General features: G+C 72.6%; 20 protein-coding genes and 1 pseudogene. 13 read left to right on the top strand and 8 right to left on the bottom strand.

Annotated elements, in window-relative coordinates:
- Positions 1 to 107 precede the first annotated feature (107 nt).
- On the bottom strand, positions 108 to 611 hold the full coding sequence (locus ACFY0K_RS44405) for a MarR family winged helix-turn-helix transcriptional regulator (protein WP_390644724.1): 504 nt from the start codon (positions 609 to 611) through the stop codon (positions 108 to 110).
- A gap of 101 nt (positions 612 to 712) precedes the next feature.
- Here ACFY0K_RS44405 and ACFY0K_RS44400 point away from each other — a divergent pair, with 101 nt between their 5' ends.
- The gene (locus ACFY0K_RS44400) at positions 713 to 1,225 is read left to right on the top strand and encodes a YceI family protein (protein ID WP_351960104.1); all 513 of its coding nucleotides are present in this window, start codon (positions 713 to 715) and stop codon (positions 1,223 to 1,225) included.
- Between the two features lie 25 nt (positions 1,226 to 1,250).
- Here ACFY0K_RS44400 and ACFY0K_RS44395 read toward each other — a convergent pair whose 3' ends face one another.
- Entirely contained in the window at positions 1,251 to 2,948 is a 1,698-nt protein-coding gene (locus ACFY0K_RS44395) for a hypothetical protein (RefSeq protein WP_390644723.1), read from the bottom strand.
- Positions 2,949 to 3,240: 292 nt separating this feature from the next.
- Here ACFY0K_RS44395 and ACFY0K_RS44390 point away from each other — a divergent pair, with 292 nt between their 5' ends.
- From ACFY0K_RS44390 to ACFY0K_RS44375, 4 genes are all read left to right on the top strand, one after another.
- A complete protein-coding gene (locus ACFY0K_RS44390) occupies positions 3,241 to 3,630 on the top strand; it encodes a cell division protein SepF (RefSeq protein ID WP_390644722.1) in 390 nt (129 codons plus the stop codon).
- Between the two features lie 250 nt (positions 3,631 to 3,880).
- Positions 3,881 to 5,161 carry an AAA family ATPase gene (locus ACFY0K_RS44385; RefSeq protein WP_390644721.1) on the top strand — a complete coding sequence of 427 codons (1,281 nt, stop codon included), beginning with the start codon at positions 3,881 to 3,883 and terminating at the stop codon, positions 5,159 to 5,161.
- Complete coding sequence (locus ACFY0K_RS44380; RefSeq protein WP_351960100.1) at positions 5,158 to 5,487, top strand: nucleotide pyrophosphohydrolase; 330 nt, start codon at positions 5,158 to 5,160, stop codon at positions 5,485 to 5,487. The genes ACFY0K_RS44385 and ACFY0K_RS44380 overlap by 4 nt, the downstream gene beginning before the upstream one ends.
- Before the next feature lie 194 nt (positions 5,488 to 5,681).
- Positions 5,682 to 6,140, top strand: a complete 459-nt coding sequence (locus ACFY0K_RS44375; RefSeq protein ID WP_351501272.1) for a DUF6099 family protein — start codon at positions 5,682 to 5,684, stop codon at positions 6,138 to 6,140.
- A gap of 188 nt (positions 6,141 to 6,328) precedes the next feature.
- Here the strand turns inward: ACFY0K_RS44375 and ACFY0K_RS44370 are convergent, their stop codons facing one another.
- Positions 6,329 to 6,511 (bottom strand): hypothetical protein, encoded by a 183-nt coding sequence (locus tag ACFY0K_RS44370; protein WP_390644720.1) that lies wholly within the window; start codon positions 6,509 to 6,511, stop codon positions 6,329 to 6,331.
- Positions 6,512 to 6,745: 234 nt separating this feature from the next.
- On the opposite strand from ACFY0K_RS44370, the gene ACFY0K_RS44365 reads away from it, so the two are divergent.
- Together ACFY0K_RS44365 and ACFY0K_RS44360 are read left to right on the top strand one after the other, a co-directional pair.
- The gene (locus ACFY0K_RS44365; RefSeq protein WP_390644719.1) at positions 6,746 to 7,669 is read left to right on the top strand and encodes an LLM class F420-dependent oxidoreductase; all 924 of its coding nucleotides are present in this window, start codon (positions 6,746 to 6,748) and stop codon (positions 7,667 to 7,669) included.
- Between the two features lie 123 nt (positions 7,670 to 7,792).
- Positions 7,793 to 7,945, top strand: a pseudogene (locus tag ACFY0K_RS44360) (DUF4232 domain-containing protein); the annotation flags it as partial.
- Between the two features lie 332 nt (positions 7,946 to 8,277).
- Here the strand turns inward: ACFY0K_RS44360 and ACFY0K_RS44355 are convergent.
- A complete protein-coding gene (locus tag ACFY0K_RS44355; RefSeq protein WP_390644718.1) occupies positions 8,278 to 8,874 on the bottom strand; it encodes a TetR/AcrR family transcriptional regulator in 597 nt (198 codons plus the stop codon).
- A 130-nt stretch (positions 8,875 to 9,004) separates the two neighbouring features.
- On the opposite strand from ACFY0K_RS44355, the gene ACFY0K_RS44350 reads away from it, so the two are divergent.
- The 3 genes from ACFY0K_RS44350 to ACFY0K_RS44340 all read left to right on the top strand — a co-directional run bounded on the left by ACFY0K_RS44350 (position 9,005) and on the right by ACFY0K_RS44340 (position 14,359).
- On the top strand, positions 9,005 to 10,144 hold the full coding sequence (locus ACFY0K_RS44350) for an FAD-dependent oxidoreductase (protein WP_390644717.1): 1,140 nt from the start codon (positions 9,005 to 9,007) through the stop codon (positions 10,142 to 10,144).
- A 211-nt stretch (positions 10,145 to 10,355) separates the two neighbouring features.
- Positions 10,356 to 11,816 (top strand): 3' terminal RNA ribose 2'-O-methyltransferase Hen1, encoded by a 1,461-nt coding sequence (locus ACFY0K_RS44345; protein ID WP_390644716.1) that lies wholly within the window; start codon positions 10,356 to 10,358, stop codon positions 11,814 to 11,816.
- Complete coding sequence (locus ACFY0K_RS44340; RefSeq protein ID WP_390644715.1) at positions 11,813 to 14,359, top strand: polynucleotide kinase-phosphatase; 2,547 nt, start codon at positions 11,813 to 11,815, stop codon at positions 14,357 to 14,359. The genes ACFY0K_RS44345 and ACFY0K_RS44340 overlap by 4 nt, the downstream gene beginning before the upstream one ends.
- A gap of 18 nt (positions 14,360 to 14,377) precedes the next feature.
- Here ACFY0K_RS44340 and ACFY0K_RS44335 read toward each other — a convergent pair whose 3' ends face one another.
- Both ACFY0K_RS44335 and ACFY0K_RS44330 read right to left on the bottom strand, forming a co-directional pair.
- On the bottom strand, positions 14,378 to 15,277 hold the full coding sequence (locus ACFY0K_RS44335; RefSeq protein WP_388598443.1) for a hypothetical protein: 900 nt from the start codon (positions 15,275 to 15,277) through the stop codon (positions 14,378 to 14,380).
- Positions 15,274 to 16,407 carry an SPFH domain-containing protein gene (locus ACFY0K_RS44330; protein WP_390644714.1) on the bottom strand — a complete coding sequence of 378 codons (1,134 nt, stop codon included), beginning with the start codon at positions 16,405 to 16,407 and terminating at the stop codon, positions 15,274 to 15,276. Before ACFY0K_RS44330 ends, ACFY0K_RS44335 begins: the two co-directional genes overlap by 4 nt.
- A 130-nt stretch (positions 16,408 to 16,537) precedes the next feature.
- Between ACFY0K_RS44330 and ACFY0K_RS44325 the strand changes: the two genes are divergently transcribed.
- From ACFY0K_RS44325 to ACFY0K_RS44315, 3 genes are all read left to right on the top strand, one after another.
- Positions 16,538 to 17,761 carry an arginine deiminase gene (locus ACFY0K_RS44325; RefSeq protein WP_390644713.1) on the top strand — a complete coding sequence of 408 codons (1,224 nt, stop codon included), beginning with the start codon at positions 16,538 to 16,540 and terminating at the stop codon, positions 17,759 to 17,761.
- Positions 17,762 to 18,051: 290 nt separating this feature from the next.
- Entirely contained in the window at positions 18,052 to 19,059 is a 1,008-nt protein-coding gene (gene argF, locus ACFY0K_RS44320) for an ornithine carbamoyltransferase (protein WP_390644712.1), read from the top strand.
- A gap of 116 nt (positions 19,060 to 19,175) precedes the next feature.
- On the top strand, positions 19,176 to 20,612 hold the full coding sequence (locus ACFY0K_RS44315; protein WP_390644711.1) for an amino acid permease: 1,437 nt from the start codon (positions 19,176 to 19,178) through the stop codon (positions 20,610 to 20,612).
- Here the strand turns inward: ACFY0K_RS44315 and ACFY0K_RS44310 are convergent.
- Positions 20,572 to 21,021 carry an ATP-binding protein gene (locus ACFY0K_RS44310; protein WP_390644710.1) on the bottom strand — a complete coding sequence of 150 codons (450 nt, stop codon included), beginning with the start codon at positions 21,019 to 21,021 and terminating at the stop codon, positions 20,572 to 20,574. The two genes, ACFY0K_RS44315 and ACFY0K_RS44310, sit on opposite strands and share 41 nt — an antisense overlap.
- 242 nt (positions 21,022 to 21,263) lie before the next feature.
- On the bottom strand, positions 21,264 to 22,116 hold an 853-nt coding region (locus tag ACFY0K_RS44305), incomplete at its 5' end, for a GTP-binding protein (RefSeq protein ID WP_390644709.1).

Below are 22,116 nucleotides of genomic sequence, written 5' to 3'. Positions count from 1 at the left end.
GCTCGGATGCTAGGGCAGAGCACTAAAAGTGCACGGGTGGCAGGGCTGTGACCTTGCCCTCTCCGTGGTTGTGACCTGCGCCTCCAGGGGGCGAAGTGGCCGGATTCTTACGGCCGGGGCGTGTCGTCGGCGAGCTCCGGGATCAGCGCGCACAGCGCCTCGCGCTGCTCCGGACCGATGACGTGGCCGACCGCCTGGCCGACCGTCTCGGCGAGGGCGGCGGAGGCGTCCCGGATCTGGCGGCGGGCCTTGTCGGTGAGGGCGACCTCGATGCCCCGCTTGTCCCCGCAGGCGGCCTTGCGGGTGACCAGGCCGGCGTGCTGGAGGCAGGCGATCTGGTAGGTGAGGCGGGTCTTGGGGCGGCCCAGGAGCTCGGCGATCCGGGTCATCCGCAGCCCCTCGCGCTCCACTTCGGCCAGCAGGCACAGGATCAGGAACTCGTCGTGCGAGACGTCCAGGGTCTCCTTCACGACCGACCGCAGCCGCTGCTCGACGGCACCGGTCGCGGCCAGCAGCAGCATCCAGGCGCGCAGTTCGGCCGGGAGCAGCCCGCCGCCCGCGTGGGACGGGCATTCGGGCAGCTCTGCGGGGTGTTCCTGGGCGGCGGCCATGGCGTCGAGTCTACCTGTTGTCCAAATTTGGATATTGGGCTAGCGTGCAGCCATCCCTGTAGTCATCCAAATTTGAACCATCAATGGATCGGAGTACGGCCATGACCGTCACCGTGGAAACCGGCCTCTGGCAGCTCGACCCGACCGCCTCCACCGTCGCCGTCCGGCACAAGACCTTCTGGGGCCTGGTCACCGTCAAGGGCACCTTCGCGGGCGTCACCGGCCGGGGCGAGGTGGCCGCCGACGGCACCGCCAGCGGCACCCTGTCGATCGACGCGACCTCGCTGGACACCAAGAACAAGAAGCGCGACGACCACCTGCGCTCGGCCGACTTCTTCGACGCCGACAACCACCCGGAGATCACCTTCGCGGTGCGCAGCGCCCGGCACACCGGTGACGAGGTCCAGGTCGACGGTCAGCTCACCGTCCGCGGCATCAGCAGGCCGCAGCAGGCCACCGCGAAGCTGGTCACGGCGGACGCCGACGGGCTCACGCTGGAGGCCGAGTTCCAGGTGGTGCGCGAGGAGTTCGGCATCACCTTCAACCAGATGCGCATGATGGGCGGCCCGACGACGGTGACCGCCACCCTGCGCTTCACCCGCACGGCGGCCTGAAGCGCCCCGGCGGCCGGCGGAGCGCTCAGCGGGCCGTCCTGCGGAGCTTGACGTCCTGGCTGGACAGTGTCTGCGGGTCCGCGGTGAAGGCACGCAGCCGGATCCGGGTGCTCGGCTTGGCGGGGATGCCGAACCGGCCGTTCGGCGGCTTGAGCTCGACACTCGCCGTGCCGTGCCCGGGGATCGTCGCCGGACCCCGCACCAGCAGCCAGTACTTGCTCATGCCCTGGCCGGTGGTGAGCGTGTAGTGCGGGGTGAGCGGCACGCTCCCCGTGTTGACCACCTTGAGCGTCATCGACCTGACCACCTCGGCCTGGTGCCCGGTGCGCCGCAGAGCGGTGATCTCCATCCGCAGCGGCGGCCGCCCGGTCACCGCGAGCGCCGCGCTGGCCAGCGCCGGGGTGAGCAGCAGGACGACCGTCGCGACCAGGGCGGGGCGGCGGCGGGGCCCGGACAGCAGGGCCGGACGAGGCTGCCAGGCGTGCTCGAACTCCGAGAGCGGGACGGTCACGGCCGCCGCCAGCCACAGCGGGGTCATCATCAGGTAGTAGCCGTCCTGGGAGCGGGTCGCCAGGAAGAAGGCGAGCCAGGGCAGCACGGTCGCCGCCGGGCCCAGACGCCGCACGAAGAGCACGAACAGGGCCAGCAGGGCCGCCGCGAGGAGCATGCTCGCGTGCGAGTACCAGTCGATGCGGTCGCTGCCGTTCGTGTAGTAGAGCGTGATGTCCACCAGGCCCTGGCCGTGCACCACGGCACCCTGGGTGAGCGGCAGCGCGATCCCGCCCAGCCAGCGGCCGGGCTCGGAGGCGATGAAGTACGCGTTGATCAGCAGCCACACCGTGACGGCCACGCCGGTGACCCGCAGGACCACCAGGGCGGCGGCCCGGCCGCCCAGTTCCCCGCGCCGCACCGCGTAGACGCCGGCCAACAGGAACGGCGTGACGAACCACGGCAGCTGCTGCGCCGTGCACGCGGCCCCCAGGCACGCGGCCCGCGCGATCCCGGCCCATCCCAGCCGGCCGCCCTGCCCGATCCGCGGCCAGCGCACCACCACCGGGATCAGCAGCGCCAGGGCGATGACCGCCGGGTAGCCGACCCGGGAGTACGTGGAGAGGAAACCGAAGCCCAGGCAGGACAGCGTCGCCGCCGACCGCCACGGCACCGGCAGCATCCGCCACAGCGCGACCGTGCCGGCGATCAGGGCACCCGTGCACACCGCCGTCGCGGGGGCGCCTTGGTGGCCGAGCCACAGGAACGGGACGGTCAGCAGCGGGGCCAGCGGGGGATAGCCGTAGGTGTAGTCGTAACTCCCGCCTATCGTCGGCGTGAGGGCGACCCCCTTGCCGCCGAACAGCCAGGGCCAGGGCTGTCCGTACACCGGGTGGCCGGCGACGAGTTCCCTGGCGGCCTGGGTGGTGAGGACGCCCTCGTCGCCGCCGTTGTGGTTCAGCACCCAGGCGCACAGCGCCAGCGTCACCGCCGTGACCAGGACCACCAGGTCGAGGCGGGCCAGCGACCGGGTGCTGCGGACGGTCAGCGTCAGCACCCCGGTCACCAGGATCGAGACGTAGCAGAGGGAGATCAGGGCGCCCAGGACCTCGTGGTGCGTCACCGCCTGCGTCCACGCCGACCGGGTGCCGATGAACAGACCGATGTCGGCGAGGAGGGTCAGGACGCGGTGCCAGGGGGCGGGGGCTCCGGCATCGCCCGGAGCGGCGGACACCGCCGACTGTGTCCGCCGGCCGGGTGTCACCTGTTGTGTTTCTGCCAAGTGCACGGACCGGACGGTAATCGCAGGCGGTGAACGGGGAGCGCCAGGAGGAGAAGAGTCCGGTGTGAGGGCGGTAAGAGGCCCCTAATGCGCGGCAATCGCCTGAATAGTGACACGATCACTTCTTTCCTGTCCGGGGGCCCGGAAACGCTCGCGCCTCGTGTCGCTGTTGGGCCGAACGGGTGACTTGGCGTAAGAATTGGCTGGTGCAGGCATCGAGTGCGAGTCAGGTCAGGGGGAGCCGGTGAGCCGTTACGACGTCACCGATGAACAGTGGGAGGGGCTCGCCCAGGTGGTGCCGCTACGGGGCCGCGACGCCTGGCCGTCGGCGGTGGACCACCGGGCGCTGCCGGACGCGGAGACCGAGACGCGCCGCCGTTTCGTCGTCCTGCGCGTCAACGTCTTCGCCGACGCCCGTGACGTCGCCGAGACGCTGATGGCCGGGATACCGGTCCTGCTCGACCTCACCGGCGCCGAGACGGAGGTCGCCAAGCGCGTCCTCGACTTCAGCACGGGCGTGGTCTTCGGCCTGGCCAGCGGAATGCACCGGGTCGACCGCAACGTCTTCCTCCTCACCCCGCCCGGCACGGAGGTCGGCGGGCTGATGGAGGGGGCAGGGGTCTCCGGGAGCTGACCGCCGGTCCGGCGAGGCGGCCGGGCCGATCCGCGGGACGGGCCTCGCATCCCCCGTTCGAAGGAAGGGCCGACCGGCGGAACGGTTCGCCGGGCGGCCGGAGGCCTACGGTCCGCATATGGCCGTGCCCTCCGCCTCGCCCGCGTCCCGCCCTTCTCCCTCCGCCCGTCCCGCTGCGGGCGATACGCCGGCCCCGTCGCCGTCGCTCCCACTGTCGTCCGAGGGCAGGGTGCCGTCGACGGCGCCGAACGTGTCCGCGGAGGCCGATGGTCCGGCTCCCGGGCGGGCCCGCCCGGCACGCTCCGGCCCGCCCGCCGGTCCTCCGGAGGAGACCGTCCCGCGCGCCCGCTCGGCCCGCACGGAAACGCCACCGGCCGCCGCACCCGCCCCCCGCCCGGCGCCCGCCACCACCCCCCGTCGTGATCCGCGCCCCCGCGTCACCGAGCTCCGGCTCTCCGCCTTCGCCCGGCACCGTGGGGCGACCTTTCCCGTCGGGCAGGTCACCCTGTTCGCCGGGCCCAGCGGGAGCGGGAAGAGCACGGCGCTCGCCGCCTACGAGGCGCTCGCCCGGCTCGGGGGCGGCGCCGCGCTCGCGGAGGTCTTCCCGGACCCGGGCGCGCTGGTGCCGGAGGGCGCCCGGCCGGACGCGCAGCGGCGCCGGGGCTTCCGCATCGGCTGTACGGCCGAGGGCGCCGAGGGGCCGGTCCGGCTCGACCTCGCCGTCCAGGCCGAGCCCGAACTGCGCATCGTCGGCGAACGGCTGACCGCGGCCGGCCAGGTGCTCCTGGAGACCGCGCTGCGCGACCCGAGCCGCCCGGCCGTGCAGGCCGCCTGGCACACCGCGGGCTCCGCGCCGGTGACCCGGGCCCCGCTCCCCGACGACCGCCTCGGCACCGCCCTGCTGCCGCTGCGTGTCGCCGGGAAGACGGACGGGCAGCGGCGGGTCCTCGCCGCCGCCGAGCAGATGGTCGTCGCCCTGCGGTCGGTGTTCCCCTGCGACCCGCGGCCCGACGGCATGCGCGCCCCCGTCCGCACCGGCTCCGGCCGGCTGCTGCGCGGCTGCGACAACCTCGCCGACGTCCTGTGGCGCACCCGCGCCGAATGCGGCCGCCGGCACGGCCTGCTCGTCGACGCGGTGCGCACCGGCTGCGCCGGACCCGTCGTCGACCTGCTCGCCGAACCGCTCGGCGACGGCACGGTACGGGCGCTCCTCGACCGCGGCGACGGCCGGCGCACGGAACTGGACCGGCTCGGCGACGGCGAACTGCGCTACCTCGCCCTCGCTCTGGTCCTCTTCACCGGGCCCGGCGTCCTCGCGGTCGACGAGCCGGGCGAGGTTCCCGACGCCATGCGCGGCCTCACCGTCCTCGCCGACGGCTTCGATCGCGGCCTCGACCCGGGCCAGCGGGCCGAACTCCTGCGTACGGCCGTCGTGATGGGCGAGCGCGGCCACATCCGGCTGGTCGGCGCGGTGAGCGACGCGTCCTGGGCCGAGGCGGCGGCGATCACAGTGGTACACCTGGACGCGTGACCGAAGAACCCCTGGACGTGGCGGGACTCCAGCGCAGGCTGGCCGAGTTCGCCGCCGCCCGCGACTGGCGGCAGTACCACACCCCCAAGAACCTGGCCTCCGCCCTCAGCGTGGAGGCGTCCGAACTGGTCGAGATCTTCCAGTGGCTGACCCCGGAGGAGTCGTCCCGGGTGATGGCCGACCCCGGCACCGCCCACCGGGTCCTGGACGAGGTCGCCGACGTCCTCGCCTATCTCCTCCAGCTCTGCGACGTCCTGGACGTGGACCCGCTGGCCGCGCTCGCCGCGAAGATCGACCGCAACGAGCAGCGCTTCCCGCCCGTCTGACGGTCCATCAGGCACCCGTGGTGAGGAGTCCCGTACTCCGGTTTAACACTCAGTAGCCATCACCCCGCCCGAATCCGAATTGTTGTCCACAGATTTCCCTCTTCCTCTGGTTCCGCGTCTCGGAAACCCTCACTCTGGGTAGTGAACTACTGAGTGCGGCAAGGCAGTTCGGACCGACGGGGACGGGGCGACGGATGGACGCGATGCGGCTCATCGTGGCGAGCAGACAGGCGCTGGCGCACGGCGCGGGCGTTCCGGAGATGATGACCGAGGTGTGGCAGGCCCAGGCCCTGGCCCAGGCGATCGGCAGCCGGCTGGCCGTCTCCGGCCCGCCCGAGCTGCGCGGCGAGGCCCTCGGCCTGACCGAGCTGGCGGGCCGCGGCTGCGGCGTGCTGGGCACCCCCGACCTGGACCCCGGCACCCTGCGCGCCGCCCAGCTGACCGAACTGGACGACGCCCGCCAGACCCTGCTGAGCCTCGGCGGCCTCCTCGCCGAGGCCGGCATCGCCCTGGTCGGCATGGCCAGCGCCGCGGCCGACGAGGCGACGTACTGGCAGTGCATGGAGGCCATCGACGCGGCCGACGAGTCCCGGGACCGGGTCCTGGAGATGCTCCGCAAACTGGCGGCCCGGGAGGAGGTCCGCGACGGGTGAGCGTTTCCGCTCGAAGAGCCGCGAGGCGTCGTCGTTCGTCCGCGGCGCCGCCGTGGCTGGTCGCGCAGTTCCCGCCCCTCAAGGCACCGGGGTGACCGCCCCCCTTCAGGGGCGCGGGGAACTGCGTGAACCCCCACCGGCCGGCGGACGAACGACACACCGGCCCCCGTCCCCCTCGCCCGGCAGCCCTAGGGCCTGGGACGCGCCTCCCGGCCGAGATCGGCCTTTTCCCGCGGGGGCCGCTGCAGGTCCGCGTCCAGTGCGGAGAGGTCTGCGTTCAACGCCGCCATGAGTTCCTCCATCTGCTGGAGCAGCCCCTTCGGCTGACCGGACGAGGGGCCACCCTGCTGTGGAACGGACTCTTCGGACAAGACGGCCTCCTCGGCCCCCCGGCCCGCCGTCGGTGGCGGGCCACGAACGACGCGCGGCGACGGCGGCCGTCCGGCGCGGGTGCCGGACGGCCCGGCTCCCCCCACCCAACGATCACCGCGGAGGCCGGTCACCGCTCCACGGGCCCGCCGTTGACGGCATTCACCCGGGGGTGGCCGCCCCCGACGGGCGGTGCCGATGCGGTCGACGGGGCGGGGGCCGTGCAGGATGGGTGTATGGACCTTCGTATCTTCACCGAGCCCCAGCAGGGCGCGAGCTACGACACCCTCCTCGCCGTCGCCAAGGCCACCGAAGACCTCGGTTTCGACGCCTTCTTCCGCTCCGACCACTATCTGAAGATGGGCGACGTGGACGGCCTGCCCGGCCCCACCGACGCCTGGATCACCCTCGCCGGCCTCGCCCGCGAGACGAAGCGGATCCGCCTCGGCACCCTGATGACCGCGGCAACCTTCCGGCTGCCCGGCGTGCTCGCCATCCAGGTCGCCCAGGTCGACCAGATGTCCGGCGGCCGGGTCGAACTGGGCCTCGGCGCGGGCTGGTTCGAGGAGGAGCACAAGGCGTACGGCATCCCCTTCCCGAAGGAGAAGTTCGGCCGCCTGGAGGAGCAGCTGGCGATCGTCACCGGACTCTGGGAGACCAAGCTCGGCGACACCTTCGACTTCCACGGCACCTACTACGACCTCACCGGCTCGCCCGCGCTGCCCAAGCCCGCCCAGGCGCGGATCCCGGTGCTGATCGGCGGCCACGGTGCCACCCGCACCCCGAAGCTGACCGCGCGGTACGCCGACGAGTTCAACATGCCGTTCGCCTCCGTCGAGGACAGCGAGCGGCAGTTCGGCCGGGTGCGGGCCGCCGTCGAGGCGGCAGGGCGCGGGGCGGACGAGCTGACGTACTCCAACGCCCTCGTCGTCTGCGTCGGCAAGGACGACCAGGAGGTCGCCCGCCGCGCCGCCGCGATCGGCCGCGAGGTCGCCGAACTGAAGGAGAACGGCCTGGCCGGTACCCCCGCCGAGGTCGTCGAGAAGATCGGCCGCTACGCCGAGATCGGCTCCGGCCGCTTCTACCTCCAGATCCTCGACCTCTCCGACCTGGACCACCTGGAGCTGATCTCCGCCCAGGTCCAGTCGCAGCTGTCGTAGCCGCCCGGGTTCGCGCATCCGGCCCGCCGTGACAGGGCTGTGACCGGAGCTATGGGTTCCGTCACAGTCGTCCGGTGTCCGCCCTGATGAGGTGGCCGGATGCGCAGACCCCGCCGCCGTCTCCGCAACACGACCCTGGCGGGCGCGGCCGTGAACGTGCCCTACGTCCGGGTCATGGCGAAGCCGGGTGCAGCGGCCGTGACGGTCACGCCGGGTCTGGATCTCGGGACCACGGGCAAGCTGGGCGTCGGCGCCTGGAAGCTGGCCGGCCGCTGAGCGGGGCCGGTGATGCCGGTTCGGTGGCGCCCCCAGGGCCCGCGGGGAGCGGTGGTCCACCGGCAGGATCGTTCGCCGGCGCGCGACTTCACGGTTCGTCTGCACCAGCAGGGCCCGCACCGGCTCGGTCGTCTGTCCCGGATCCGTGCGAACCCGCAGGCCGCCGATGTCGCCGGGCGGCCCGCCGCCCGCAGGTGAGCGGCGGGTCCTCCCGGCGGCAGGCCGTGATCTCCGAGGGCCGTCCGGGCCGCATCCACATAACCCGTACAGCACCTGCTCGACAGCCGTGAATCACCCGGGTCGGCAGCCGGATGCGATCGGCTCACCCGTCGTCACGGGTGCCGCGCCGGTGTCCCGGGCGGCTGCCAGCCGTTGGTGAGGATGTCGAAGACCCCCTCGACGGCTGCTCTGCGGTCCTCCTGACGCTGAGCCAGGCCGGGGACCTCCAGGACGAAGCGGGCCAGGGCGGCGCAGGCGAGGTCGTCGTGATCCACGCCGTACTCGTCGGCGATGGCCGCGGCGAGGGTGTCGGCGTGCCGGGTCCACATGCGCTCGGCGTAGGCGCGCAGCACCGGGGTGGTGTTGACCAGGCGGGTGAACTCCGCTCTCTGCGGGTGTGTGGCGATCGGCAGCCAGGTGGCGAGGACGTGCTCGCGCAGGGCGTCGAGGACGCTCCGCCCTGCGGGCCGTTCTCGCACGGCCGCGGCCAGGCGCGCGTCCGTGTCCTCTTCCTGGTCGAACACAAGGGCTTCCTTGCCGGTGAAGTGCTTGAAGACCGTGGCGGTCGACACGTCCGCGGCTTCGGCGATCTCTTTGATGCTCACGTGGTCGTAGCCGCGCTCCAGGAAGAGTCGGAGGGCGGCGTCGGCGATCGCCTGCCGGGTGGCGGCCTTCTTGCGCTCGCGGCGGCTGACAACGGGCTCGGTCATGCGGCGAGTCTATCCGAAAGTGTCATCCGAATAAGAGTTGTCACGTTCTACTTTTCTATCTACTCTACTTTTCGAGACCGGCAATGCAGGCACAGGCCTGCCGCCCCAACCTCCAGCCAAGGACGAACCCATGACCTCCCCGCACCCCACGCACGCCCGGATCAGCATCATCGGAGCCGGACCCGGCGGGCTGACCTGCGCCCGCATCCTTCAGCGGCACGGAATCGCGGTCACGGTCTACGACCGCGACACCGGCCCCGACGCACGCGACCAGGGCGGCACCCTCGACCTGCACGCCGACAACGGCCAGATCGCGCTGCGTGAAGCCGGTCTGCTCGACGAGTTCTTCAAGTTGTCCCGCCCCGAAGGGCAGGAGATGCGCCGGATGGACCCGACCGGCGTGATCACCTCCCACCACATCCCCGAACCCGACGAACTGTTCAAACCGGAGATCGACCGCGGCCGGCTGCGCGACCTGCTGCTCAACTCCCTCCAGCCCGGCACGGTGCGCTGGGGCCACGGCCTGGACCGCGTCGGCGGCCCCGCCCAGGGGCCGCGCCTGCTGCACTTCACCGACGGCACCACCGCCGAGACCGACCTGGTCGTCGGGGCCGACGGAGCCTTCTCCCGGGTGCGCCCGGCCGTCTCGCCGGCCGTCCCCGGATACAGCGGGATCAGCTTCCTGGAGGCGTGGTTCTCCGACGTCGAAGCGCGTCACCCCGGCATCGCCGAACTGGTCGGCCAGGGCGGCGCGCACGCCGCCGACGGCGAACGCGGCATGTTCGCCCAGCGCAACGGCGACGACCACGTCCGCGTCTACCTGATCCAGCGGGTCCCGGCCGACTGGATCACCGCGAGCGGACTGACGCCGAAGGACACCGACGCCGTCCGCGCCCGGCTCCTGGAGCGCTACGCCCACTGGGCACCCCGCATGAAGCAACTGATCACCGACAACGACGGCCCCTACGTCGACCGCCCGATCTTCGCCCTGCCCGTGCCGCACACCTGGCAGCACGACCCGACCGTGACCCTGCTCGGCGACGCCGCCCACCTCATGCCGCCGCTGGGCGTCGGCGTCAACCTCGCCATGCTCGACGCGAGCGACCTCGCGCTGGCCCTGGCGAACGCGGCGACCGTCGACGACGCCCTCCACGACTACGAGAAGACCATGCTTCCCCGCTCGGAAGAGCACGCCCGGGCGCTCGAAGGCGGCGCCGAACACCTGCTGGCCGGCTTGCCCGACCTCGGCGACGACGAGCCCCGGCACTGACCACCCGCCACCACCCCCTCGCGGACGCCCCGACCGTACGGGTCCGCGCAGCCCGCCCCGAGAGGACTCGGAGATCACCGCCTGCCGTCACGACAGGCTCCCGCGGAAATTCCGCGCACCCGCCCCGTGTCCCCGGCTACGTTGGAACCGCGAACAAGCGCACGACCAGCGCGTTCGCGTCCTTTCCTGATCCTTTTCGAGGCGACCCACCGTGTTCCTGACGATCACCACCACCGGCACCCCCGAACGCCCCGCGACCGACCTCGGGTTCCTGCTGCACAAGCACCCCGGCAACGCGCAGTCCTTCACCACCTCGCACGGCGTCGCGCACGTCTTCTACCCCGAGGCGGATGCGGAGCGCTGCACGGCCGCGCTGCTGCTGGAGGTGGACGCGGTGGCCCTGGTCCGGCGCGGCAAGGGCAAGGGCCGTGGCGGTGCACCCGACGCGGCGCTCGCGCAGTACGTCAACGACCGCCCGTACGCGGCCTCCTCACTGCTCGCCGTGGCGATCGGCAACGTCTTCTCCAGCGCGATGCGCGGCGTCTGCAAGGCCCGCCCCGAAGCCCCGGCGCGGACACGGCCGTTGCGGATCGAGGTGCCCGCGCTGCCCGCCCGCGGCGGCCCCGACCTGGTACGGCACCTCTTCGAGCCGCTCGGCTGGACGGTGACCGCCGAACCGGTCGCCCTGGACGCCGAGTTCCCGGAGTGGGGCGCCTCGCGCTACGTCGGCCTGGTCCTGGAGTCCGAGGCGCTGACCCTCTCCGAGGCGCTGCGCCACCTCTACGTCCTGCTCCCCGTCCTCGACGACACCAAGCACTACTGGGTCTCCGCCGAGGAGGTCGACAAGCTGCTGCGCGCGGGCGAGGGCTGGCTGCCCGGCCACCCCGAGCAGAAGCTCATCACCAGCCGCTACCTGTCCCGCCGCTGGTCGCTGACCCGGCAGGCGATGGAGCGGCTCGAACTGGTCCGGCTCGCCGAGGCCGACGACAGCGAGGTCGAGGAGATCGACAACGCGGTCGAGGAGGAGGCGGAGACCGAGGAGAAGCCGACCCCGCTCGCCGTGCAGCGCCGGGAGGCGATCCTCGACGCGCTCCGGCGCTGCGGCGCCGCCCGGGTCCTCGACCTCGGCTGCGGCCAGGGACAGTTGGTGCAGGCGATGCTGAAGGACCCGTCCTTCACCGAGATCGTCGGCGTCGACGTGTCGATGCGGGCGCTCACCATCGCCTCCCGGCGGCTCAAGCTGGACCGCATGGGGGAGCGGCAGGCCGCCCGCGTCACCCTCTTCCAGGGTTCGCTCGCCTACACCGACAAGCGGCTCAAGGGATACGACGCGGCCGTGCTCAGCGAGGTGATCGAACACCTCGACCTGCCCCGGCTGCCCGCCCTGGAGTACGCCGTGTTCGGCGCCGCCCGCCCGCGCACGGTCCTCGTCACCACCCCGAACGTCGAGTACAACGTCCGCTGGGAGACCCTCCCCGCCGGCCACACCCGGCACGGCGACCACCGCTTCGAGTGGACCCGCGAGGAGTTCCGCGGCTGGGCCCGCCGGGTCGCCGGACTCCACGGCTACGACGTCGAGTTCACCCCCGTGGGCCCGGACGACCCCGAGGTCGGCCCGCCCACCCAGATGGCCACATTCACGTTCTCTGCGAAGGAGGCGAAGGCGGCATGACCGAGACACAGCGCACCGGGCGGGTCCTGCCCGTCACCGACCTCTCCCTGGTCGTCCTCGTCGGCGCCTCCGGCTCCGGCAAGTCCACCTTCGCCCGGCGCCACTTCAAGCCCACGGAGGTCATCTCCTCCGACTTCTGCCGGGGCCTGGTCTCCGACGACGAGAACGACCAGGGCGCCACCAAGGACGCCTTCGACGTCCTGCACTACATCGCGGGCAAGCGGCTGGCCGCCGGCCGCCGCACGGTCGTCGACGCGACCAGCGTGCAGCAGGACTCCCGGCGCCAGCTGATCGACCTGGCCAAGCGGTACGACGTGCTGCCCATCGCCGTCGTGCTCGACGTGCCCGAGGAGGTGTGCGCCGAGCGCAACGCGGCCCGCACCGACCGGGCCGACATGCCGCGCCGGGTCATCCAGCGCCACATCCGCGAACTCCGCCGCTCCGTCAGGCACCTGGAGCGCGAGGGCTTCCGCAAGGTGCACGTCCTGCGCGGTGTCGAGGAGATCGAGTCGGCGACCGTCGTCACCGAGAGGCGGTTCAACGACCTCACCCACCTCACCGGCCCCTTCGACATCGTCGGCGACATCCACGGCTGCGCGAGCGAACTGGAGTCCCTGCTCGCCAAGCTGGGCTACCAGGACGGTGTGCACCCCGAGGGCCGTACCGCCGTCTTCGTCGGCGACCTCGTCGACCGCGGCCCGGACAGCCCCGGCGTGCTGCGCCGCGTGATGTCGATGGTCGGGTCGGGCAACGCCCTGTGCGTGCCCGGCAACCACGAGAACAAGTACGGCCGTCACCTCAAGGGCCGCAAGGTCCAGCACACCCACGGACTCGCCGAGACCATCGAGCAGATGGACGGCGAGAGCGAGGAGTTCAGGGCACAGGTGAGGGAGTTCATCGACGGACTGGTCAGCCACTACGTCCTCGACGGCGGGAAGCTGGTCGTCTGCCACGCCGGGCTGCCCGAGAAGTACCACGGCCGCACCTCCGGCCGGGTCCGCTCGCACGCGCTGTACGGCGAGACGACCGGCGAGACCGACGAGTTCGGCCTGCCGGTGCGCTACCCGTGGGCCGAGGACTACCGGGGCCGCGCGGCCGTCGTCTACGGCCACACCCCGGTCCCGGAGGCCAGCTGGCTGAACAACACGATCTGCGTGGACACGGGAGCCGTCTTCGGCGGCAAGCTGACCGCGCTGCGCTGGCCGGAGCGGGAACTGGTCGACGTACCGGCCGAGCGGGTCTGGTACGAGCCGGCCCGTCCGCTGCGGACCGAGGCGCCCGGCGGCCAGGACGGACGCCCGCTGGACCTGGCGGACGTCCACGGGCGCCGTGTCGTCGAGACCCGGTACCAGGGCCGGATCGCGGTCCGCGAGGAGAACGCGGCGGCCGCCCTGGAGGTGATGAGCCGCTTCGCGATCGACCCGCGCCTGCTGCCGTACCTGCCGCCGACCATGGCCCCGACGGCCACCAGCCACGTGGAGGGCTATCTGGAGCACCCGGCGGAGGCCTTCGCCCAGTACGCCGCGGACGGGGTCGCCCGGGTGGTGTGCGAGGAGAAGCACATGGGCTCGCGGGCGGTGGCGCTGGTGTGCCGGGACGCGGAGGCCGCGCACAAGCGCTTCGGCGTCGCCCCCGGCCCGACCGGCTCCCTCTACACCCGCACCGGCCGCCCGTTCTTCGCCGACGAGTTGGTCACCGAGGAGATCCTCGGGCGCATCCGCGCCTCGGTCGACGCGGCCGGTCTCTGGGACGAACTCGCCACCGACTGGATCCTGCTCGACGCCGAACTGCTGCCCTGGTCGCTCAAGGCCTCCGGCCTGCTGCGCACCCAGTACGCGGCCGTCGGTGCCGCCTCCGGCGCGGTCTTCCCGGGTGCGCTGGCCGCCCTGGAGCGGGCGGCGGGACGCGGTGTCGACATCGGCGGGCTGCGCGACCGGCAGCGTGAACGCGCCGCCGACGCCGCCGCGTTCACCGACGCCTACCGCCGGTACTGCTGGACCACCGACGGCCTGGACGGGGTGCGCCTCGCCCCCTTCCAGATCCTCGCGGTTCAGGGCCGCTCCCTCGCCGCGCTCCCGCACGACGAGCAGCTCGCCCTCCTGGACCGGCTGGTGGAGCACGACCCCACCGGCCTGCTGCAGACCACCCGCCGCCTGCACGTCGACACCGGCGACCCGGAGTCGGTACGGGCGGGCGTCGACTGGTGGCTGGAGATGACCGGCCGGGGCGGCGAGGGCATGGTCGTCAAGCCGGCCGGTGCGGTGGTCCGCGACCCGCAGGGCCGCCTCGTCCAGCCCGGCATCAAGTGCCGCGGCCGGGAGTACCTGCGGATCATCTACGGCCCCGAGTACACCCGCCCCGACAACCTCACCCGCCTGCGGGGCCGCTTCCTCAACCACAAGCGGTCCCTGGCGATCCGCGAGTACGCCCTCGGCCTGGAGGCCCTGGACCGCCTCGCGGACGGCGAGCCGCTGTGGCGCGTGCACGAGGCGGTCTTCGGGGTCCTGGCCCTGGAGTCGGAGCCGGTCGACCCGCGGCTGTGAGCGGCGGCCTCCGGCCGGTCAGCCGACCAGCCGGAGCCGCCGCGCGCACGCCCCCACCCGGACCGTCTGCCCCCAGGTCAGCTCCAGGGCGTCGGTCTCGATGCCGTCGCCGAAGGCGATCAGGCGGTCCGACTCGACCGTGAGGGTCAGGGCCGCCGAGGCCGTCAGCTCGCCGGCGACCAGGGAGGTCCCGGTCGCCGGCGAGGGCCAGGCCTCCCGGACGAACCAGAGGAGGCGGTCCTCCGAGGGGGCGGGCAACGGCAGCCGGGCACCGCGCTCCTGCCACACCGAGCGCAGCCAGCCGGTGGCCCCCGTGCCGGTGCCCACCAGCACCCCGGAGGAGGCCTGGGCCTCGACGACACCCCCGTCGCCCTCCAGGCCCAGGCGGTATCGGGCGGTCTGATGACCGGCGGTACCGAGGTAGATCTCGTTGAGCGCCACGAGCCGCTGCGTGTCGTCGGCGACCGCCTCGACCATCGTCAGCTCGTCGGCACCGGTGGCCGTGGCGCCCACCGAGGCCAGCAGGACGGGCGCCTGCTCCGGGCGGTGCCGTACCAGCACCCCCGGGTTGCGGCCGGGGTCGGTGTCGATGCCGATCACCGGCTGGCCGTCCAGGTACTTGGCCACGTTCGCCACCAGCCCGTCCTGCCCGACCACCACGACCACGTCCTCGGGTGCGAACAGGAAGCGGTCCAGGTCGGCCCGCTCGACCCGGGCCTGGCGCCAGGCCAGCGGCACCGCCGAGGTCACCTCGGCGAGCGCCCGCCGGGTACGCCGGTGGCGTTCGGCGACCTCGGCCATGTCCCGGCCCCGGGAGGCGAGGAAGAAGGCGGCCTGGCCGTGCGTGCCGTGCCGGGCCACCAGCTCCTCGTACTCCGTGGTCCGGTGGACGAGCACGGCCCGCGGCGCGAGGCTCATTCCCGCTCCCCGCCCAGCCTGGCGAGCAGCCCGGTCAGCACGTCGGGCGACACGGTCACGCTGTCGATGCGCGGCAGGTTCTCGGCGAGCCGGGCGCCGGTGAGGGCGTGCAGCGTGGCCACGTCCGCCTCGCCGTGCACGCGCAGCCAGGCCGCCTGTGCCGCGGCCCGCGCCTCGCCGACCTCCCGGGCCCCCGCGGCCTCGGCCCGCGCCAGCGTGACCGCCCGCGCCGCCTCCGCCTCGCCCAGCTTCACCGACCGGGAGGCCTCCGCCTCGGCAAGCCGTACCGTGCGCGCCGCCTCCGCGTCCGCCAGCTTCACGGATCTGGCGGCCTCCGCCTCCGCCAGCTTCACCGTCCGGGCCGCCTCCGCCTCCGCGAGGACCGCGTCGGCCGCCGCGTTCTCCTCCGCCTCGCGCCGTGCGTTGGTGCCCCGCTGCTCGACCAGCTGTTCCTCGCGGCGGGCCAGTTCGATCTGGCTCGCCAGCTCGTTCTCGGCGATCGCCCGCTCCCGCTCGACGGCCACCGCGCGCCGCTCGTACGTCGCCCGGTCGGCTTCCTGCTGGATCTGCTCGCGGGCCGGGGTGCGCAGCGCCCGCTCCACCTCGGGCTCGGGCCGCAGCGCCATCACGCGGACGGCCACCACCTCGATGCCGGTGGCGGGCAGCCGCGGTTCCGCCGCCAGGCCGGCCGCGACCCGCTCCCGGACCACCGCCACCCCGTCGACCAGCGCCTCCGCCAGCGGGGTCCGGGCCAGCGCGTCCAGCGCGTGCTGCTGGGCCGTCTCCGTGAGGAGGGTGCCGAGCTGTTCGAGCGGGGTGCCGCGCCAGACCCCGGTGTCCGGGTCGATGGAGAAGTCGAGTCGGGCGGCCGCGACGGCCGGGTCGCCGACGCGGTAGGTGACGGTCGCCTGGACCGCGACGTCCTGGAAGTCGGCCGTACGGGCGTGGAAGGTCATCGCGAGTTCCCGGTCGTCGACCGGGACCTCGGAGATCGCCGCGGTCAGCGCGCGGAACCAGAAGCTGAGCCCGGGCCCGTCGTGCAGCAGTTTCTCGCCCCGGTGGTGTCTGACGTGCGCCGTCGGCGCGCCGCGCAGATGGCGCCAGCCCAGGCGCCGGGTGATGTCGGCCATCGGTTCCGCCCCCTCGCTTTAAGAGTCATGGTGACCATAATCCCGGAGTCCGTTTGTCGTCAAGAGGACGAGAACCAAGAAACGGCCGACGCAGGGGGTGAACGCGGTCGTCGATGGTCAGGATGGAGGCATGGGATTCCACGTCGACTCCGAGGCCGGGCGGCTGCGCCGCGTCATACTCCACCGGCCGGATCTGGAGCTCAAAAGGCTCACCCCGAGCAACAAGGACGCCCTCCTCTTCGACGACGTCCTCTGGGTGCGCCGGGCCAGGGCCGAGCACGACGGCTTCGCCGACGTGCTGCGTGACCGCGGGGTCGCCGTCCATCTCTTCGGCGACCTGCTCGAAGAGGCGCTGGCGATCGCGGCCGCCCGCACCCTCGTCCTGGACCGGGTCTTCGACGAGAAGGAGTACGGCCCGCTCGCCACCGACCACCTGCGCGCCGCCTTCGAGCAGCTGCCGGCGGCCGAGCTGGCCGAGGCGGTGGTCGGCGGCATGACCAAGCGGGAGTTCCTGGCCGCCCACGAGGAGCCCACCTCGGTCCGCTTCCACGCCATGGACCTCGACGACTTCCTCCTCGAACCGCTCCCCAACCACCTCTTCACCCGCGACACCTCCGCCTGGGTCTACGACGGCGTCTCCATCAACGCCATGCGCTGGCCCGCCCGGCAGCGCGAGACCGTGCACTTCGAGGCGATCTACCGCCACCACCCGCTCTTCCGTGGCGAAACGTTCCACGTCTGGTCGGAGGGGCAGGCCGCCTACCCCTCCACCATCGAGGGCGGCGACGTCCTGGTGATCGGCAACGGCGCGGTCCTGATCGGCATGAGCGAGCGCACCACCCCGCAGGCCGTCGAGATGCTCGCGCACAAGCTGTTCGCGGCCGGCTCGGCGCAGACCATCGTCGCCCTGGACATGCCGAAGCGGCGCGCCTTCATGCACCTCGACACCGTGATGACGATGGTCGACGGCGACACCTTCACCCAGTACGCCGGGCTCGGCATGCTCCGCTCGTACACCATCGAACCGGGCGCCGGCGAGAAGGAGCTCAAGGTCACCGACCACCCGCCGGAGCACATGCACCGGGCGATCGCCGCCGCCCTCGGCCTCAGCGAGATCCGGGTCCTGACCGCCACCCAGGACGTGCACGCCGCCGAACGCGAACAGTGGGACGACGGCTGCAACGTCCTCGCCGTCGAGCCCGGCGTCGTGGTCGCCTACGAACGCAACTCCACCACCAACACCCACCTGCGCAAGCAGGGCATCGAGGTGATCGAGATCCCCGGGAGCGAACTGGGGCGGGGGAGGGGCGGGCCGCGGTGCATGAGCTGCCCGGTGCAGCGGGACGCCGTGTGAGGAACGCCGCGCAAGCCGCGTAAGCCGCTGTCTCTCGTGGTACGGCCCGGTGGCCCGGGAGGGGGACCGCCTGCCGGGCGAGGCGGTGCCGCCGACCGCGCCACGCGGTACGCGGGTGCGCCGACGGCGCGACGGCCTGATCCGGCGCGGGTCGACCATGCCGCTGATCGGCGCGGCCGGGCGCAGTATGAGAACGTGCCGATCGGGCTGGCCGACGGGCCTGTATAGAAATGTGGAACATCGTATAGACTTCCAAGGTACTCGAAGCCGACCCCCGCTGGAGCGCCCCCATGGCGACTGTCCCGACCGCCCTCGCCGGCCGCCACTTCCTCAAGGAGCTGGACTTCACCCAGGAGGAGTTCCGCGGGCTGGTCGAGCTGGCCGCCGAGCTGAAGGCGGCCAAGAAGGCCGGGACCGAGACGCAGTACCTGCGCGGGAAGAACATCGCGCTGGTCTTCGCGAAGACCTCCACCCGTACCCGCTGCGCCTTCGAGGTCGCCGCCGCCGACCAGGGCGCCGCCACCACCTACCTCGACCCGGCCGGATCGCAGCTCGGGCACAAGGAGTCGGTGAAGGACACCGCCCGGGTCCTCGGCCGGATGTACGACGCCATCGAGTACCGCGGGCACGGCCAGGGCGTCGTCGAGGAGCTCGCCGCGTTCGCGGGGGTGCCCGTCTACAACGGCCTCACCGACGAGTGGCACCCCACCCAGATGCTCGCCGACGTGCTCACCATGACCGAGCACAGCGACAAGCCGCTCGCCGAGATCGCCTTCGCCTACCTCGGCGACGCCCGGTACAACATGGGCAACTCCTACCTCGTCACCGGCGCCCTGCTCGGCATGGACGTCCGGATCGTCGCGCCCCGCCTGCTGTGGCCGGACGACACCATCGTCGAGCTGGCCCAGCAGCTGGCCGGCGCGTCCGGCGCCCGGATCACGCTCACCGAGAACGTGAAGGACGGGGTGCGCGACGCCGACTTCGTCGCCACCGACGTCTGGGTGTCGATGGGCGAGCCCAAGGAGGTCTGGGACGAGCGCATCGCGCTGCTCGGGCCGTACGCCGTCACCATGGACGTGCTGCGCGCCACCGGCAACCCCGACGTGAAGTTCCTGCACTGCCTGCCGGCCTTCCACGACCTCGGCACCGTCGTCGGCCGGGAGATCCACGAGCGGCACGGGCTGACCGAACTGGAAGTCACCGACGAGGTGTTCGAGTCCGAGCACTCGGTGGTCTTCGACGAGGCCGAGAACCGGATGCACACCATCAAGGCCGTGCTGGTGGCCACACTCGCCTGACCAGCACTGTTCATTGCCTCTATGCTGTGCGGCGGCCCGGCACCACCCCACGCCGGAGCCGCCGCCGCGACCGACCCCGGATCGCACCCGCACCACCAGAAACGAGCACCACCCGCATGCCCCGCATCAAGTCCCCGCACCTCCTGGTGGCCGAATCCGGCGCCGACCGGGAGGGTCACGGCCTCCGCCGCACGATGGGCCTGTTCCAGCTGATCTGCTTCGGCATCGGCGCGATCGTCGGCACCGGCATCTTCGTCGGCCTCTCCGACTCGGTCGCCCAGGCCGGCCCGGCCGTCGTCGTCTCCTTCGTGCTCGCCGCGGTCACCTGCGTCTTCACCGCCCTCTCCTTCGCCGAGCTGGGCGGCGCGATCCCGGTCTCCGGGTCGTCGTACTCCTTCGCCTACGCCGGACTCGGCGAGTCCACCGCCTTCCTGGTCGGCTGGTGCCTGCTCCTGGAGTACGGCATCTCGATCTCCGCCGTCGCGGTCGGCTGGAGCCAGTACGTCAACGAGCTGCTGCACAGCCTCACCGGCCTCCAGCTCCCGCACGCCCTGTCCGCCGGCCCCGGTGACGGCGGGATCGTCAACCTCCCCGCCGTGATCGTGATCGCGATGGCCGCCGTCCTGCTGGTGCGCGGGGTACGGGAGAGCGCCCGGGCCACCGCCGCCATGGCCGCCGTGAAGCTGGTCATCCTGCTCGCGTTCTGCGCGATCGGCTTCAGCGCCTTCAAGGACGGCAACCTCGTGCCGTTCTCCCCGGCGGGCCTCGGCGGCATCGGCGCGGGCACCACCGCCGCGTTCTTCTCGTACATCGGCTTCGACGCGATCACCACGGCCGGTGAGGAGGCGAAGAACCCGCGCCGGGACATCCCGGTCGCCATCCTCGTCTGCATGGGCGTGGTCACCCTGCTGTACTGCGCGGTCGCGCTGGCCGCCATCGGTGCCATCGGCGGCGGCCGGGTCGCCGGCCGTCCCGCCGCCCTCTCCTACGTGGTCAACCAGGTCACCGGGTCCACGGTCGGCGGCGGTGTGATCGCCTTCGGCGCGGTCGTCGCCATCGCCTCCGTCGTCCTCGCGGTGATGTACGGCCAGACCCGCATCCTGATGTCCATGTCCCGGGACGGCCTGATCCCGCGCGTCTTCGAGAAGGTCTCCCCGAAGACCGCCACCCCGGTGGCCGGCACCCTCATCGTCGCGGCCGTCTTCGCGCTCCCGGCGGCCTTCGCCTCGCTGGACGCGGTGATGAACCTGTGCACCATCGGCACCCTCGCGATCATGGCCGTGGTGAACATCGCCGTGATCGCCCTGCGCCGCCGCGAACCGGCCCTCGCCCGTTCCTTCCGGGTGCCGCTCTACCCGGTCGCCCCGCTGCTGGGCGTCGGCTTCTGCCTCTATCTGATGTACGAGACCGGGTGGACGACCTGGATCCAGTTCGCCGTCTTCCTGGCCGTGGGCCTGCTGGTCTACATCGGCTACGGGCGCCGGAACTCCACGCTGGCCACCGCCGGGGCGGCTACGCCGGACGCCACTGACGCGGTACTGCAGGAAGCCTGAACCACACCGCCTTGCCGGACGCGGTGGGGCGGTGCCCGCAGGACGAGCTCAGCGCGCGGATCAGCAGCAGGCCGCGCCCGCCCTCCTGCATGGGGTCGGGCTCCTCGATCACCGGACGGGTCAGATGGCCGGGCGGCGCCGGGTCCGGGTCGTGCACCTCGACCCTGCAGCCCCCCGCCACCAGCTCGACGACCAGCTCTATCGGCCCCTTGCCGGCGGTGTGTTCCACGGCGTTGGCGACCAGCTCCGCCGTGAGCAGCTCGGCCGTGTCGGCGTCGGGCGCGTGCTCCGCCTCCTCCATCGCCGAGCGCACCAGGGCACGGGCGACCGGCACGGCCGCGACGGTGTGCGGCAGCGCGATACGCCAGGAGGCGGCGGAAGGTGGTTCGTACACGGCGATTCCGTTCATGGCGCAGGCGATCACTGCTTGTCCTGCTTTCAACTGTAGGAATGGTACGGGCCCCGTCCCGGACGCTGTCGGCGCCCCCCTGACGGGACCTTCGTCCCGGTAACGGGTGGCTTACCCCGCCCGTGGGCCCCTCTCGCACATCGGGCTCCACTGTTACCGCGTTATTGACGCGCCGTGACCTTGTGACGCGGTCCATACGAAAGAGCCCCCGGAAGCCGGGGGCTCTTTCGCGGCTGGGCGGCTCAGCCGAGGTCGACCATCCCCGCGGTCAGCGTCGCGCCGTCCGCCGGGTCGATCAGGATGAACGCGCCGGTACGGCGGGAGACCGCGTAGGCGTCCAGAGGCAGCGGCTCGGCGCTGCGCAGCGTGATCCGGCCCAGGTCGTTGGCGGTCAGCCGGGCCGTGCCGCCCAGGTCCCGGACGATCGCCTTGACGGTCCGGGTGGCGTGCTTGAGCAGCACCCGGTCGCCGACCCGGAGCGGCCGGTCGGCCAGATGGCACACGGCCGCCGTCACCTTCTGGGTGAGCACCGGCGCCTCCGGACCCGCGGTGATCATGTCACCGCGGGAGACGTCCCGCTGGTCGGCCAGGCGTATCCCGACGGACTGCGGGGCGTGAGCCGCCCCGGCCTCGGTGCCGAGCACGTCGATCCCCGCGATCTCGGAGGTCTCGCCGGACGGATGCACGGTGACCCGGTCGCCGACCCGCAGCGAGCCCGAGACCAGCTGGCCCGCGTAGTGACGGACGTCGCCGTGCCGGATGACGTACTGGACCGGGAAGCGGGCCGGGGCGTCGGCGGCGTCCGCGGCCACCGGGACGTTCTCCAGGTGCTCCAGGAGCGCGGGGCCGTCGTACCAGTCCATGTGCGCGGAACGGTCGACGACGTTGTCACCCACCAGCGCCGAGACCGGGATCGCGGTGACCTCGGGGAGCCCCAGCTCGGCGGTCTGGGCGGTGAAGTCGGCCACGATCCGCTCGAACGCGGCCCGCTCGTAGCCGGCCAGGTCCATCTTGTTGACGGCGAGGACGACGTGCGGGACGCGCAGCAGGGCGGCGATCGCGGCGTGCCGGCGGGTCTGCTCGACGACGCCGTTG

It is taken from the genome of Streptomyces sp. NPDC001507, assembly GCF_042894765.1.
GTDB lineage: Bacteria > Actinomycetota > Actinomycetes > Streptomycetales > Streptomycetaceae > Streptomyces.
Note: the sequence above shows the minus strand (reverse complement) of the source record. Positions and strands in the feature narration are given on the sequence as shown.